The organism is Parasphingorhabdus sp. (assembly GCF_039982395.1).
Classification (GTDB): Bacteria; Pseudomonadota; Alphaproteobacteria; order Sphingomonadales; family Sphingomonadaceae; genus Parasphingorhabdus.
Genome location: NZ_JBDWYO010000006.1, coordinates 1,102,251 through 1,115,773, shown reverse-complemented (window position 1 = coordinate 1,115,773; position 13,523 = coordinate 1,102,251). Strand labels below are relative to the sequence as shown.

Below are 13,523 nucleotides of genomic sequence, written 5' to 3'. Positions count from 1 at the left end.
AGCGTTCCTGCGGCCAATCTATGGAGGATGATTCCCGGACAGGGTAAAATAGTCGCTAAGTAGAAACTTCCGGCGGGACGCTGGCGGCGTATTTTTCCCACGTGCCCATCGGGCGTTTGTTCAGCCACTGGTCGGGCACTTGCAGTGAATCTGGATGATGCTTTTCAATATGCGCGAGCAGATAGGGAGGGATATCCTGATAGCCACTCAACCCCTTATGGCTGAACATCCGGCCATAAAGTGTGCCGTTCTGATATTCATTGCCGCCCATCATCATCCATGGCCACCATTCGGAAACCCGCGAAAAGCCGGTCATAGATCGAGCCGATGGAATATCACGATTTTCAAGTTCCGCTTTGGAAACACGAAAAGTGAAATGCTCAGAGGGAGAAATCTTGCCCCCTGTAGAGGCCTTCGGCCATTTTTCAGGCGTCACAGGGTTGGTGTAAGCATGCGCATAGTCCCACGCCAAGAGGGCATCATCGCCGTAGAATTCGAAGGGCAAGATAAACGGTATCGTGCCATCTTTTTCGATGTGCGAGCCCTCGTTCATCAAAGTCGGCTCATCGTCTTTGGTGCCGAAATCATAGCGCGGCATTTCCGAAGTTAGGATGCCGCCAATCGTATTGAAGAAATCAAACGGCTTAACGGTTTCACCCGTAAAGGGGTTCTGCCACGCATCCAGCACTTTGGTAAAAGCGAGGTCGGTAAAAAAACCGGTTTCTTTGCCGCGCAGATGAAGGTTCCCATCTTCGTTAAATTTGGCCTGCAGCACGCCGGTCCCCACATAGCCGAATAATGGCATATGGCGTTTGCCCGGAATACGCGCATACATAATCCCGTGGTAAGCGCCATAAACCGGTTCAGCAAAACCGGCCCAGATCTTGCCAAAGGCATAGAGATTGTCTTGGGGATCTTGATAGTCGAGTGTTAGTGGCCCGGTTCGCGTCTTTGCGGATAGCGTCGGTTTGGCCGCCAAAGCGCTTCCGCCGATTGCGGTAGCCGAAGTCGTCAACATTCCCAAGCCTGTAAGCGCGCGTCGGCGGGTCAACATAAGATCATTGATAAGCGTTGATTGCATATTCCGTCTCCAGACCTTTTGAGCTTAAGCGAGCGCCAAGCGTTGGGTGTTTGTGTTTTTTGAATGGACGACAACCATTCAGATTTGCGAAAAGACTATGGACTCAAATCGCACGGGCCTTGGCAGTGAAGAGAATAGTTGTCCGCTCACCGGACAAAGGGGCCGCTCTGGCAATCGGGAGGGGTAAGATAGAGCGCTGAATTGAGGTCAATTTTTCGCACGAGGCCTCGGCTCTCCTGCGCCTTCGGTCCTCAACTGATATGACAGTGTTTTTGCTCTTCCCGATATGCCAGTTTCCGAGCAGAGGCCGTTTTCTGGCCAAGCGAGCAGAGGAGATCCATCGATATGCGCACCGTAAACGCTTTTGCTGCGAAGCAAGCCGGAAGCTCCTTGGAGCCGTTGGAATATGAATTGGGGCCCTTGGGGTCCGATGATATTGATATCCAGGTTGAGCATTGCGGCCTTTGCCACACCGACCTTAGCTTGCGCGACAATGCCTGGGGTATAACCGAATTTCCCTTTGTTGGCGGACATGAAGCCATCGGCACCGTCATTGGCGCAGGATCGGAAGTGGTGCATGTCCAAATTGGCGACCGGGTCGGGCTGGGCGGTCACTCGCATTATTGCATGACCTGTCGCCAGTGTCTCGATGGTGATCATAATCTATGCGAAACCGTCCAATCTACGGTTTCGGCCGGTCGGCATGGCGCCTTTGCCGATATCGTCCGCGCAACGGGTGTCAGTGTTGTGAAATTGCCAGAAGACCTGGACCCCAAAGATGCCGGACCGTTATTTTGCGCGGGCATCACGGTCTTCAATCCATTTGTCGAATATGACATAAAGCCGACTGCGCGCATTGCCGTTCTGGGCATTGGCGGCTTGGGTCATCTGGCTCTGCAACTGGGCAAAGCCTGGGGATGTCACGTCACGGCCTTGACCTCTAGCCATTCAAAAAATGACGAAGCCAAGGCTTTCGGTGCCCATGACGTCATCAATTCCCGTAGCCCAGAAGCTTTGGCCGCCGCCGCCGGCACGTTTGATATTATTTTGAGTACCATCGATGTCGCACTGGATTGGAATGTCATCATTGCGATGCTGAAGCCGAAAGGCAGGTTGCATTTTCTGGGTGTTCAAGCCGTGCCGGCGGAACTCCACCTGATGCCGCTGATGTTTGCGCAATTGTCGCTTTCATCCTCGCTGGTCGGCAGTCCGCAGCGCATTGCCGACATGCTCGAATTCTGCGCGCGCCATGACATCAAACCGGTTACCGAGCATTTTCCTTTTGCAAAAATTAATGAGGCCTTGGCCCATCTTGAGAGCGGGATGGCGCGCTACCGTATCGTGCTGGATCAATGAAGGGGATCGCCGGTGGTTGCGGCATGGGGTTTCACCGCGCCAGGGTCTGCATCACTTACAAAATTAATCTGGATACACCTAGCGACATCATTGATGGTCAGTCGATCGTAACCTGGAACGTCAAAGCATAAGCACTCGACGTTGTGAGCGATGTCGTCGTCGCGAACAGATTGGTCCCACTGATCGAGGCACCATGCGGGTCGTTCTCGTCCGTTCCAATGGAGTCGTCATCCTCAACCGTCATAGCCGAACCGCAGTTGGTGCCGCTGCGCATCGATCCGGCTACATAGCTCATATTGTCGGGAATAATGTCGGTTGCTACCAATGATGTCGCTGTCGCGTTGCCTGCGTTGCTGGTCAAAATGCAATATTGCAGCAATGCTCCGGGAATGGCTTTGGGGCGCGTGGTTCCGCTGACCGGATCGCTGAGCACTGTGCTTATCTTGGTCGCGGATATATTCGCTCTGGCCACATCAAATAAAATCTCGTCGATATTCCAGAAATTTGCTTCGTCTTCCGCCGTCGGCAGCCCGTTGCGATGGGCCAGGCCGTCCTGCGCACCAAGGGAGCTGGAACTGGCATCCTTGGCAAAAACACGCACCATCCAGCCGGTCGTGTTTCCGGTACTCAGCGGGATGGTGTAAGTCGGCTGGGCAGGGACGCTGTTGTCGTTGGTCCAGATTGCATCACCCGCCACAGCATCGCCATGCGTGGCGTCATTGTAGAGGATGATGCTGGAGGCCACCAATGCTCCGCTATCGTCATATATATCTGCGGTCACCGGATTGGCTGGCGCGGTCGGATTGGCATCGACCTGTGCAGCAATGGTCAATGCCTGTCCCGGGGCCAGAGTGCTGGCATTGGCGGGAATTGTGGTCGCCACCCCAAAAGCCTCTGGCGATCCCAGCGTGGCTTCGACGATCGACCATTCCAGGTCATCGATCAAGAACCAGGTGCGATATTCGGAGGCATGGCTGGTCGAATAGCGGAGGGTGATGGTTTGGCCTGCATATGCTGCCAGAGACTGGCTATGGGTCCACCAGGGTTCCGATCCGTAGGCAAGGGTCATGGGAGGGGACCCCGTGTGCACTCCCGTCGTAGTCATGTCCCAGCCATTATAATTGCCGAAGCCGGATTGGGTGTCCCACGCGAAGTTTGTACCAAAATTGGGGCTGAAGGGCCGTGTTGTGTAATTTCCTGCGGTTGGTCCGACAATTTCAGTGGTCGTGCCGCCAACAATCTCGATCCGCAGAAAATCCCATTCGGTAACCCCATTGTCGGCGCTGTCCCAGCCCTGCGGTTTCCAGCGTACCGTCAAATTGCCCGGGTTGGTTGCGGGTACCGTTATCGTCCGGGTTAAGACAACGATGTCCGTGCCGCTGTCGTCCGTGTTGGTACGTGCTCCGATTAGATAGGAGAAATCGCCGGTATTGGCGCTGCCATCGGTGGTGACAGTGGTGGCATCGGCAACGCTCACATTTTCATTCGGTCGCACCTGGGCGTCAAACGTGGCTATGGTCCGTGTTCCGTTCCATCCGGTCGGGTCTTCCTGTCCCGTGCTTGAGCGTTCAAAATTGGCATTGATCGGCGTTTGCGGGTTTGCCGATTTCGTGCCGTTTTGCGTTATATCGAAGTAGATATAATATGTTTGCGCACCGCTATCCTGCACAATCCATTTTATCTCGCCGCGATTGTTCGCAACGGCATCGGTGGCATCATTGAAAATCCTGTCGGTATATTCCTGTGTCGTCGCAAGAGACCCGTTCGGACGAACGACACGGATTGAGTTGATATCGAAACTGCCGGTGATGCCCAGATCCGTCATTAACGCTGTGAAGTTGACATTGACCTTGGCGGTGCTGTTCACGCTTGAGGTGGCTGGCAGGTTGACCGGTACGCGATAATGCCAATCTTGCCCGGTTGCGACGCCGTCGGGATCATACCAGCCCGGCGGAGAGGGGGTACGCAAATTCGCAAGCACCGACATCGCTGACAATCCGAAGATTACCAACGCAAGAACCAACTGGATCATTGGTCGCTGCCTCTGTCTACACGTGCGTTTCAATTATCATTGTTTCCGCTGATGTGATCAGAAACAATTACGGAATTTTGGCGCAACTATTAAGTGGGCGGCGCAGTGATCGCAGCGGAAAACTGGACGCTTTGTTTGCAACAGCTCGGTGATTGACGCCCGCACCGGTGCTTTACCATTCTGCTGGTCGGAATCAGAGTGATGCTGTGCAGAATTATATCCTGCGCGCCAAACCAAATGCATCGGCCGAACTTGATTTGTCCAATTCACGGCATTTCTGATGGGCTTTTTAGCTTCCTGATTGAGGAATACAGCTTGCCTGACAATGGCGACCGACTGCCGCCTTCATCGGATACGTGCGCGAAAGTAGAATTCTATTGTTGGGCTCGATGTCCCATAGGTCAACGCGCCTTGAGGCCTGATACATATATATCGGATGTCGGATCGAAAGCTACCATCCAGCGGAATGGTTGTGCAGTCGTCAAAGTCGGTTGGACTGGTGGGACCACTGCTATATCGAAGGTCTGTTGCAGGATCAAAGCTAACGCCGGTGCCGACCAGCTGTTGAAAGCCGATCGGGGCTATGTCTGGGAAGGTTTCCGATCCACCTGCATCAATATCACCATTCCAGAATTCCAGGTCTGGCGGCAAGTCGTCCAGGATGAACAATGATGAAGGGTCCGTGGCTCCATTGCCATGGTTTTCGAGAGTCAAAGTATAATATATTTCTTCCTGAGGCAGTGAGAGTTTTCCGGAACTTAAAGGATCCCATACCGCCGATGTCTTTGCTAGATTTAGGACAGGCATGCGGACAATATCGATTGTTCTGATATTGAATAGCCCAACCAGTTCGTCTGTAACCCCATACCAGAATATGCTGGTTATAGACACGCCGCTCGATATTGCCGCATCATCCAAAATCAGGCCCAAGAAGCCAATCGGGGCATCGGGAGAAAGTGGCGGACTGTCAATGTCTTCGGAGGTTCCGTCACTCAGAAAAACACGAAATGCTGAACGTTCAGTCAAGTGGCTGCCGTCTGTATCGTTCCAGTCAACATAATCAAAGGCAAAGGCTATTGCTTCGCCCGTGGGGGTGAAAGTCAATTCGCCTCCACCCGAGATGGCTTCGGCAAAGGCCCCAACCAAACCCGGAACATTGGGGGCAAAAGCATTATAGTCCATGCACGCGGTCGGGGTAGAAAAGAATGACCCGTCAAGACTTGGGCAATATCCGGCGCTGCCATATGGTGATGTACCCGCGGCAACCACCGAAAACCCGTCCCAATTATCGCCGGTTGTTTGCGAAGCGGATGTGTTGGTGGTGACGGATGAAAAATCTTCCAAATGTGAAACGATAGACGTAGCCGGTAGGGCAGCATTATAGGTTGCCAAAGAGGTATAGGTGTCGACGGATTGCGCCCATGCTGGATGATTGGCAGAAAGCGAAGCGATAGACAGGATCAAGATCACATATTTTGTGAAATGCTGCATATTCGTCCTCGTGCCCAGTAGCCAATCAAAACAAATTTAAAATGGCAGCTGCAAGACCCCAACTCCTGTGAACGAAGCACAATCTTAACCACGTCAGCCGCAGCCGCTGCGATCCATTTAACGGACAAAGTTGTGGGCTTTTAAGGGAGAGAGGCACAAGATGTTTGCGTGGAAATCGGGCGCTACAGCCCGAACTGCAGCGCGCGATTGCGGCAATCGAAGCTCTTAAAAGCGAGTGCCGTATCTGGTTACAAGGAGCTGGCGACCAGCAAGGCCAGCGCGAAAGACACCAATGTGGTCGCAATAACCGGTCCGAAGCAGCGCCACCCTTGCGAGAGCAGCCCGGCCATATTGGACTTTACGGCCGCTGCGATCACAGCCAACAACAGCAAAATACGGGCTGATTTGTCTGCGATCTGGCTGATTTGGTCGGGAATGGGGTAGAATGTATTGGCGGCCACCAAAATTATAAACCCGACGACGAACCAGGGAATGCCTTGTCGCCAGTTAAACTTTGTCACAGCGCTATCGCTTGCTGAACGGTCTGCATATTTCACGCTAAGGGCGATCAATATCAGAACCGGCGCGAGCAGCGCTACCCGCGATAATTTTACGATCGCCGCAACTTCACCAGCCTGTTCTGAAAAAGAATATCCGCCGCCAATGGCCTGGGCGACATCATGGATCGATGCCCCTATCAAATAGCCTGCTTGTTGATCATCGAAACCCAAAGATCCGGCGATTAGGGGATAGAATGTCATGGCAAAGGCGCTGGCCAAGGTTGTGCCCAGCAAGACGATGGTGAATTGCGATTGATCGACCCGGCGTTGTCCAACGATGCTCCAGATCGCCAATGCCGCGGAGGCTCCGCAAATTGCGGTTGCACCACCAGCCAGCAGGCCAAAAAATATGTTTTGCTTGAGTAGCTTGGCCATGAACACGCCGGTCAAGATAACCGCCAGCATGATAATGATAAGCGCAGCGAATGGAACCAAGCCAAGTGCCGCGATCTGGTAGAATGTAATTTGCGTGCCGATCATCACAATTCCGAGGCGCAGCAATGTTTGCGACGAGAAGTCCAGGCCAGCGGAAAGGCGCTTATCAGAGCTCGCAAAATTCAGCGCTAGGCCTATCAACAGCCCCATGAGGATAGCCGGTACACCGTAATTTTCGTTCAACCAAAGCGCGGCCAGAGCGGCAACGCCGACGAAGATCAGGCCGGGTATATAAGAGGTAAGACTTTTCTTGCTATTCGGCTCTGATAGCTGGAGCTCGCCAAACAGGTCCGCACCGACCGGCAACTCATGCTGGGAGCGTGTCACGCATCTCGCTCTGACGCCTGTATCGCGCCGGAATCAACCGCCAAACGGCCCAGTCTTTTGGCCCAATATATTTTGAGGTCCTGTCGAATTTCAGGGGCCATGATGAACAATCCGAGAAGGTTCGGAATCGCCATGACGAAAATCAACGCATCGGCAAAGTCGAGGATGGCACTAAGCTGGACCGATGCTCCGACGATAATGAACGCGCAGAAAATCAATGCGAAGATCATTTCCTTCGAGCGGCCTTCACCGAAGATATAGGTCCAACCCTTGGTCCCGTAATAGGCCCAGGCGAGCATCGTGGAAAAGGCGAACATCAACGCCACGAATGACAAAGGGATGGAAGAACCGGCAATATTCTCGTTGAAGGCTGCGGAGGTCAACTCGATGCCGCTGACGCCGCCGTCCATCAAGACATCGGTTGGAAAGGTCGTGACCAGGACCAAACCCGTCAACGTGCATATGACCACCGTATCGATAAACGGTTCGAGCAAGGCTACAAAACCTTCGGTCAGCGGATCATTGGTCTGGACGGCGGAATGCGCAATGGGGGCAGAACCGATGCCTGCTTCATTTGAGAATGCTGCGCGCTGAAAGCCGAGGATCATGATGCCGACGGCTCCGCCCGCGACACCTTCCATGGAGAAGGCTCCGGCAATGATGGAAACGCCGGCCGCCGGCAAGGCGGCGAAATTCAATGCCAGTACAACCAGACAGCCCGCGATATAGAGTGCCACCATGAACGGGACCAGTTTTGACGTGACGCGACCGATGGACTTGATGCCACCAATGATGATCAACGCGACAACGCCTGCCATCACCGTGCCGACCGCCCATCCATAGCCTTGCAGGATACTTTGTTCGCCGCCTGAAACTTCGAGCATCTGCTTAAACGCTTGGTTCGATTGGAACATATTGCCGATACCAAGGCAACCGATGACAATGCTGACCGCGTAAAATGTCCCCAGAAACTTGCCAAAACTGGGCCAGCCGCGGCGTGCAAGACCATCGCGCAAATAATACATCGGTCCGCCAGAAACGGATCCGTCGGCATTCGTCTGCCGATATTTTACGCCGAGCGTACATTCGACAAATTTGGTGGTCATTCCGACGAGGCCCGCCACGATGAGCCAGAAGATTGCACCCGGACCGCCTAAAGATACGGTGATCGCAACACCTGCGATATTGCCAATGCCTACGGTCCCGGAAACGGCGGCGGTCAGCGCTTGGAAATGGGATATCTCGCCGTCATGCTCCTGATCATGAAATTTCCCTCGCACGATGTTGATCGCATGTTTGAAACCGCGGATATTGATAAAGCCAAGATAGACGGTGAAAAATATAGCGCCGAAAATCAGCCACATGACGATTAAGGGAACGTCGGCACCGGCGAGTGGTACGGAATAGAAAATGAAACTCGCTAACGCATCTGTCAGCGGTTGGACTGCATTGTTAATCTGGGTGTCGATCGATTGCGCTGCCGCTTGCGATCCAGATAAAAGTGCCGCTACTGCCGTGAATATTTTGCTACTATTTTTCAACAAACTCTCGCTTTTCGTTTAATAAACCGGCGGGCTGGTGATCCAAATGATAGAGGTTGCCTTCGATTGTCAAATCAAGACTTCCCTCCATGATATATCCTTCTTCTTCCACTTCGCGCAACATTGTGCCGTTGGAGTTGCAGTCCGGAGCCAGCAGTCAGCGCGCTAGAGAACAAACCTAGCTACACCATTTTTTTGGTTAGGCCAGATACCGACCTAATTCTCGTCATCAGGATAGGTCGGCGACCAGTCTTGCAGCCAGCGGGGCTCCGCCTGCATCACGACATCTTCCTTGATCGCATACACTCTAGGGTAGGATCCAGTGCTCTCAAGCGTTCCATCTTCGATTTTGACGAGTTGATCGCGGAGGGTTTCAATGTCCGACCGGGCTTTTACAGGCAATTGTCCGTCGTCTCCGGCATGGGCGCCGCGCAGAGCTATGTTTGGGCTATCAGCGGTCGCTCTGAGGAGTTTATGAGCAGATTGCAGATAATCGCCCATGCTTCCGCCCGGATAATATGCGGAGATATTGCCCGCGGACATATAGTCGCCGGTAAACATGATGTTGCTTGCCCGATCCAAAAGGGAAATCGAATTGTCTGTGTGACCGGGTGTATAGAACAGGGTGAGCTTGCGTTCCCCCAGATCGATGTCCGATCCTGGCTTGACCCATTCATCAATCTCCCAGATTGCTGGCTCCAGCCCTTCGGCGACGCCCAGATGCTCTCCCCAATTGGGCGCAAACATATTTTCTTTTGCTCGATCTCTGAGATGCGGCAGATCGACAAGCGCAACGCGTTCGTAACCGCCTTGGCCTGTATGATCATAATGCAAATGCGAGGGGAGGAAGGTGATGGGCAGGTCTGTGAGCTGTTTGACGACCGGGCGGATATCATAAAATCCCACGCCTGCATCCAGCAACAGGGCGCGGTCCGTTCCCGCGATCAAATAGTTAACGTTCTTTGCCCACGAATAGGGCTCCGCTATCGCAAAGGTGCGCTCATCAAGTTGCACAATGTAAAAATAGGCTTCCTCACCAAAAGGCTTCCCGTCTGCGGGCAGGCTGGCTTCTTCTGATGGCATTATCCGTTCGCCGGTTGTAGCGAGTGGTACCAGAATCCGGTGACGTTGCCAGACCCCGATTGCGAGCAGCATCACGACAATGACCAGTGCTATTCCGAATTTCTTTGCCATATCCATCTCCTTGCGACTGTCGATCGTTGATATTTGACCCGGCGTCAATCGCTCGCTTGGTTGTTCTGATAATGGTCACGAAATGCAACCCACAGTGGATGGCAATGCGCATCATAGGATTGCATTGTTGAGATCATCTGCATTCGCAAGGCGGTGTCGATCATTTCTTCTGGCAACAAAGGGTCGGCATTGATCTGCCGAATGACATGCTCGCCGACCAGAAAGGATTCTTGCATTGCGGAGCCCAAGTCGAGATGTGCCAAACGCTGTTGGCTCGCTTCCAGGAGGCCAATCATCTTGCGATACTGGTCCTCCCTAGGTTCGCGCAGCCATAATCTATGGGCGTCAACGTCAGCGCACATATCGGCGCCCTGCATGTGCAGCAAGACAGCGCCGCGTTCCAATCCTAGCGCGATTAAACGGTTCAAACTGACGGAGGCTGGTTCGACCAAATTGGCTGGGCGGCACCACAGGCCAGCGACTAGCTGTTCAAAACCCATCAATCGAAAGGCCCGCTCTCGGGTGCGTACGGCCGTTTTGTCGGTTCGCCCCAAATGGGAGGTGTGAACGCAGAGCCATTGACCATCCCACGCACCGATCCGATCCAATATTGATATCCACGCGGCTGCTGTCTCTTGCAGGGCTTTGCCGACCTGACCAATTCTATAGATTCCGCGATCCGTGCTTTCGAGCAGACCTTGCTTCATCAATCGTCCGGCCGTGACCCTGATTGTCGCCGGGGCATGATCGAACAAACTGCCCCAACGGATCAATTGCCCAACCGGCATCTCAGACAAGTTTGGCTGACTTAGCACGGATAAAATGAGACGCTTTGCCGAAGGACGGTTTTTTGTAAGAGCGGAAATTTGGGGAGGACAGTCCTGTGACTTGGAATGGTTATGCTGTGCCATCATCTGCCATTTTCTAGCCCCTCGCGTTATGTGGTTATGCCTTTTAACTCTTCTGTCAGAGCTCCATGAAATTGCTCTATGGCGCTTTCATATAAGCCGAATTCCAAATAGTCATTGGCTTTGCTTTTCAAGCCCCGTTGGGCGGAAAGGACCACTTCGCGGTCTTCAATCGCGCCCACTTTGGCAAATTCCTGGCCTTCCAGAACCGCATTCAAGGCGGCTCCGTCTTCCGCACAATCGGTCAACAGGAACATATGTTGGCGCGTCAATGCAAGCCCGAGCGGTTCTAGCACAACGATTTGCATACAATCAGGGAAAGTCGAAACAACGACATTGGGGAAAAGGTGGTAGACAAAAGTCAGGCGTCCATTGGTTGACCAAGTTGATTTGGGCTTGTCACGCAATCCTTCAATGGCCTGATAGGGAAATGCAATACGGCTGTTCTGACCGAAGGTTTCATTCACCGTTAGATTGTCATATTGAACCGGGAAGAATGTTGTCTGATGCGTGGAACGGATGTGATAGCCTTCTAAAGAGCTCTCCAGATGAAGCTTCCAATTGGCCGCAATTTCGAGCGTCTCCGACTTGATCACGCGATATTCTTTTGGGATGAGGTCAGGCAAGTCGGTCGGGTCTGCTTGATCTTTGGAGTTCGGATCTTGCTTTACGAAGATCAAGCCGTTTTTTTCCAAGCACTCGACCGCAACCAGACCCCGATTTTGCTTTTCCAAACCGGGGAAACCATCTTTGTGCGGTACGTTGCGAAGGGCCCCGTCATTGCCATAAGACCAGCCGTGATAAGGGCAAACAAATACGCTTGTGCATCCCTGACCACTGGCAACCTGAACACCGCGATGGCGGCACGCATTGCGAAAAGCCCGGACCTCTCCATCATTTCCTCGGACGACGACCAACGGGACATCCGCTGTATCTCTGGCAATATAGTCCCCTGATTGCGATAATGCAGCGGAAGGACAAAAGACAATCCAGCGTCGGCGCAACAAGGCAAGCTCTGCATCAAGCCGTTCAATGGATTGATAGTTTGCTGCAGGCTCTTTCCAGCCAGAATGTCCCATGTCTGTCGTTTTGTTGTCGATATGGTCCAATATTCGCGCGATAATATCGGTTTCTGACATTAATGCCATTGAGCCGCGCTGTTCGTCGACAGCCTGAAAGTTTTTGGTCGCCATAGATTTTGCTTTCACGGAAATTTGCACGAGGCAGAACGGAAGCTATATAACACAATTTATCAAATAATTCCAGTAGTAGTTATATTTGGTTTGGCAGGCAGGACATACTCCCCCGTCTCAACAATGCTCCGTCTGAATAAACATGGACTAGCAACGCATATTGCACACCGGATTTATCAGCCACCATTTGTCATGCGAAATGATACGATATAGGGTTCTGCAATGACAAAGAACATTGTGATATTGCTCGATGGCACCTCCAATGAAATCAGCGCAAACCGGACCAACATCTTGCGCCTATACGGTGTCCTTGAAAAAGGAGATGAACAGCTCGTCTATTACGACCCCGGTGTCGGGACATTTGGAGCGGATGGTGTCTGGCCCCGGTTTTGGCGCAAGACCGCAGAGATTTGGGGGCTGATGACCGGCTGGGGTTTCGATCACAATGTGAAAGAAGCCTATCGGTTCCTGATCGAAAATTACGACAACGGGAAACGGGATGGCGCGGACGATCAGCAGCGCGACCAGATCTATATTTTCGGTTTTAGCCGTGGCGCCTATTCGGCCAGAGTATTGGCGGGGTTCATTCACGCCATTGGCCTGATCGAACCGCGCAACATCAACCTGCTTTCTTATGCCTATCAAGCGTATAAGCAGATTGGCGAAAATGCGGTTGAAGGGGCGTTTGATGAGGTTCGTCTTTACGAGCGTATTCTGAGCACCGATCGCCCGCCCATTCGAATGCTAGGGCTTTTCGATACCGTTGCGTCCGTCATCGAGAGCGGAAAACATGGACCGAGGCTTAAGTCGCATGCCTTCACTGGCAAGAATACAAGCGTCGAATGCGTTGCCCATGCCTTGGCCATCGATGAAAAACGGACCATGTTCCGTCCCATGCTTTGGCCCACAGGGCAAGAATATTGGGGCAACCCCTTTAACAATTCAGATGCCAAACCGCAGATTGTCGAGGAAGTCTGGTTTGCGGGCGTCCACGGCGATGCCGGAGGTGGTTATCCAGAGGCAGAAAGCGGTTTGTGCAAAGTGCCGCTTGCTTGGATGATTGATCGTTCGAAGGAATGTGGCTTGCGCTTTCGGACGCAAAGCGTGAATTCCCTTGTTTACGGCAAACGAAAAAACTCGAAATATATCAAACCAGATCCGCTGGCGAACCCTCACGATAGTATGAGCATCGGTTGGTCGTTGCTGGAGTTTCTTCCCGGGAGGAAGGCTGATAATTCTTCAAGGCCTTCTTTGTTTGGCATTGCGATTCCCTTGTTTGAGAGAAGGTTCATTCCATCGCAGTCGAAAGTGCATGTCTCGGTCACCCAGCGCCAAGAGGCGCTCGGATATTGGAGCAAAAACATCCCGCCTGACTATATCTCGGTTCCTCTGCAACCTTAGTGGC

11 protein-coding genes are annotated in these 13,523 nt (G+C 52.8%); 2 read left to right on the top strand and 9 right to left on the bottom strand.

All coding sequences use genetic code 11. The annotated features are described in order from the left end of the window. Positions 1–55: 55 nt before the first annotated feature. Positions 56–1,081, bottom strand: coding sequence for a DUF1838 family protein (locus ABJV08_RS15440; RefSeq protein ID WP_348037081.1), 1,026 nt, complete (start codon positions 1,079–1,081; stop codon positions 56–58). 345 nt (positions 1,082–1,426) lie between these two features. On the opposite strand from ABJV08_RS15440, the gene ABJV08_RS15435 reads away from it, so the two are divergent. Next, positions 1,427–2,437 (top strand): NAD(P)-dependent alcohol dehydrogenase, encoded by a 1,011-nt coding sequence (locus tag ABJV08_RS15435; protein ID WP_348037083.1) that lies wholly within the window; start codon positions 1,427–1,429, stop codon positions 2,435–2,437. Positions 2,438–2,534: 97 nt separating this feature from the next. Here the strand turns inward: ABJV08_RS15435 and ABJV08_RS15430 are convergent, their stop codons facing one another. The 8 genes from ABJV08_RS15430 to ABJV08_RS15395 all read right to left on the bottom strand — a co-directional run bounded on the left by ABJV08_RS15430 (position 2,535) and on the right by ABJV08_RS15395 (position 12,118). Beyond that, positions 2,535–4,469 carry a hypothetical protein gene (locus ABJV08_RS15430; RefSeq protein ID WP_348037085.1) on the bottom strand — a complete coding sequence of 645 codons (1,935 nt, stop codon included), beginning with the start codon at positions 4,467–4,469 and terminating at the stop codon, positions 2,535–2,537. 345 nt (positions 4,470–4,814) lie between these two features. Beyond that, complete coding sequence (locus tag ABJV08_RS15425; protein ID WP_348037087.1) at positions 4,815–5,960, bottom strand: hypothetical protein; 1,146 nt, start codon at positions 5,958–5,960, stop codon at positions 4,815–4,817. A 248-nt stretch (positions 5,961–6,208) separates the two neighbouring features. Then, positions 6,209–7,282, bottom strand: a complete 1,074-nt coding sequence (locus ABJV08_RS15420; RefSeq protein ID WP_348037089.1) for a putative sulfate exporter family transporter — start codon at positions 7,280–7,282, stop codon at positions 6,209–6,211. Further along, complete coding sequence (locus ABJV08_RS15415) at positions 7,279–8,823, bottom strand: alanine/glycine:cation symporter family protein (protein ID WP_348037091.1); 1,545 nt, start codon at positions 8,821–8,823, stop codon at positions 7,279–7,281. The genes ABJV08_RS15420 and ABJV08_RS15415 overlap by 4 nt, the downstream gene beginning before the upstream one ends. Next, positions 8,813–8,947 carry a hypothetical protein gene (locus ABJV08_RS15410; RefSeq protein WP_348037093.1) on the bottom strand — a complete coding sequence of 45 codons (135 nt, stop codon included), beginning with the start codon at positions 8,945–8,947 and terminating at the stop codon, positions 8,813–8,815. Before ABJV08_RS15410 ends, ABJV08_RS15415 begins: the two co-directional genes overlap by 11 nt. A 92-nt stretch (positions 8,948–9,039) precedes the next feature. Next, entirely contained in the window at positions 9,040–10,017 is a 978-nt protein-coding gene (locus ABJV08_RS15405) for an MBL fold metallo-hydrolase (protein WP_348037095.1), read from the bottom strand. Between the two features lie 44 nt (positions 10,018–10,061). After that, positions 10,062–10,805 carry a hypothetical protein gene (locus ABJV08_RS15400; RefSeq protein ID WP_348037097.1) on the bottom strand — a complete coding sequence of 248 codons (744 nt, stop codon included), beginning with the start codon at positions 10,803–10,805 and terminating at the stop codon, positions 10,062–10,064. A gap of 149 nt (positions 10,806–10,954) precedes the next feature. Next, positions 10,955–12,118, bottom strand: coding sequence for a Rieske 2Fe-2S domain-containing protein (locus ABJV08_RS15395; RefSeq protein WP_348037099.1), 1,164 nt, complete (start codon positions 12,116–12,118; stop codon positions 10,955–10,957). A 222-nt stretch (positions 12,119–12,340) separates the two neighbouring features. Here ABJV08_RS15395 and ABJV08_RS15390 point away from each other — a divergent pair, with 222 nt between their 5' ends. Then, positions 12,341–13,519 carry a DUF2235 domain-containing protein gene (locus ABJV08_RS15390; RefSeq protein ID WP_348037101.1) on the top strand — a complete coding sequence of 393 codons (1,179 nt, stop codon included), beginning with the start codon at positions 12,341–12,343 and terminating at the stop codon, positions 13,517–13,519. The last annotated feature ends 4 nt before the right edge of the window (positions 13,520–13,523 follow it).